The 2,105-nt window shown below is 62.9% G+C and carries 2 protein-coding genes; both read left to right on the plus strand.

The genetic code is table 11. From position 1 onward, the window contains the following. Positions 1-283 precede the first annotated feature (283 nt). Positions 284-1,183 (plus strand): bifunctional methylenetetrahydrofolate dehydrogenase/methenyltetrahydrofolate cyclohydrolase FolD, encoded by a 900-nt coding sequence (folD, locus tag EOA86_RS27155; protein WP_128344506.1) that lies wholly within the window; start codon positions 284-286, stop codon positions 1,181-1,183. Between the two features lie 110 nt (positions 1,184-1,293). Further along, the coding region (locus EOA86_RS27160; RefSeq protein ID WP_245497391.1) for a GlxA family transcriptional regulator at positions 1,294-2,105 on the plus strand (812 nt) is incomplete at its 3' end.

The raw sequence follows: 2,105 nt of genomic DNA on the forward strand, positions 1-2,105 counted from the left end.
CAGCAGCAGTCCGCCTATCCCCGAGCCTCGTCGGACGACGCAAATCACGCTTCGAAAGCCGCCGAACAGCAAGCCTCCATCGAAGAAATCCGAGCCAGCCTGCGCGAATTCCGCGAAGCGGTTCGCGAACTCACCGAAAGCCGATCGCGGCGCTATTTCTGAGCGCCGGATAGAATAAAAGCCATCGGTTTCGAGTTAGCGGCATAAGACGGCGCTTTGACGGGATTGCCGGGTCGGATTTTCGTGAAAATGCCGCCCGAAGTAGAACGATGTTGAGGGTGTCATGGCCGAGTTGATTGACGGAAAGAACGTCGCCGAAGACGTGGTGCGGCGCGTCAAGGCCTTGGCGATCGAACTGATGGAAAAGGGCGCGCAGAAGCCCGGTCTCGCAGTGGTCATCGTCGGCGAGGATCCGGCGAGCCAGGTTTACGTCGCCTCCAAATCCCGCACCGCCAAGGAATGCGGCTTTCATTCGGTCCAGCACACGCTGCCGGCCGAGACCTCCGAACAGGAACTGCTTGATATCATCGGCGAACTCAACGCCGATCCCGGCATCAACGGCATCCTGGTGCAGCTTCCGCTGCCTGGCCATATCGACGCGGGCAAGGTGATCCAGACCATCGCGCCGCAAAAGGATGTCGACGGCTTCCACTTCATCAATGTCGGCAAGCTTGGCACCGGCGAATTGGAGGCGGCCTTCGTGCCTTGTACGCCGGCCGGCTCGATGCTGCTGATCGAGCGCGTGCGCGGCAAGGATCTTTCCGGGCTCAATGCGGTGGTCGTCGGCCGCTCCAATATTGTCGGCAAACCGATGGCCAATCTTCTGCTTGCCGCCAACTGCACCGTGACCATTGCGCACAGCCGCACCAAGGACTTGGCTGCACTGGCGCGGACCGCCGACATTCTCGTTGCCGCTGTCGGCAGACCTGAAATGATCAGGGGCGACTGGGTCAAATCAGGCGCCACCGTCATCGACGTCGGCATCAACCGCATCGCGGCGCCCGAAAAGGGCGAAGGCAAGACCCGCCTCGTCGGGGACGTCGCCTATGCGGAAGCGGCGACGATGGCCGGCGCCATCACGCCGGTGCCTGGCGGCGTCGGACCGATGACCATTGCCATGCTGATGGCCAACACCCTAGCTTCTGCCTATCTCGCGGCCGGATTGAAACGGCCGTCTTTCTGAACCTGGAAAGCCGCAGCTTTGCCGAACCACACTGTTCCCCGAGCATTTTGCAGCCAAGTGGGATCATTTGGCGTTGCATAAATGCGGCTGAAATAAAGAGATAGAGCGGGATGCCCCACTCGACCCAAATGCATCCCGCTCTAGAGCGGCCGGTCGCGAACGATCTTGTTCAAGACGGCCGGCAGTTCGGGTTCCTGCTGGTCGACAAGTTTTCCATGTTCTCGCTGGCCGCCGCAATCGACACGTTCCGGTCGGCCAACCGGCTGCTCGGCCACGACTTCTATGGCTGGACGACGGTGTCGGCCGACGGCGATGCCGTCATGGCTTCCAACGGCCTGCCGCTCAAGATCGACTACGCTGTCGCCGATCTGCCGCCGGTCGATATCCTTTTCGTCTCGGTCGGGCTGACGACCGAATTTCCCGGCAAGAGTAAGGTGCTGGCGGCGCTGCGCAGCTGGGGCCGGCGCGGCAACGCGCTCGGCGCACTGTCGGTCGGCTCCTATCTGCTCGCCGAGGCAGGCCAGCTCGAAGGCTATCGCTGCACCATCCACTGGGAAAACCGCGCCGGCTTCGTCGAGCGGTTTCCCGACATCAACTGCACCGGCAATGTCTTCGAGATCGACCGCAAGCGCTACACCTGCGCCGGCGGTACCACCTCCATCGACCTGATGCTGGAGATCGTGCGCGGCGATTTCGGCTCGAGCCTCGCCAACGGCGTCGCCAACCAGTTCCAGCACGAGCGCATCCGCTCCGCCGGAGACCGCCAGCGCGTCGGCCCCGAGCGCGACCTGACCGGCAAATCGGAGAAGCTGCGGCGCATCGTCGAGCTGATGGCCGATCATCTCGACGAGCCGCTGTCGGCGGTGCAGCTCGCCAAGTCGGCGGGCCTGTCGGTTCGTCAGGTCGAGCGCCTGTTCCTGCG

Source organism: Mesorhizobium sp. M5C.F.Ca.IN.020.32.2.1, assembly GCF_004023105.1.
Classification (GTDB): Bacteria; Pseudomonadota; Alphaproteobacteria; order Rhizobiales; family Rhizobiaceae; genus Mesorhizobium; species Mesorhizobium wenxiniae.

Coding starts and splice junctions, on each gene's coding strand:
- folD (WP_128344506.1), top strand. CDS start 284: ATGGCCGAGTTGATTGACGGAAAGAACGTCGCCGAAGACGTGGTGCGG.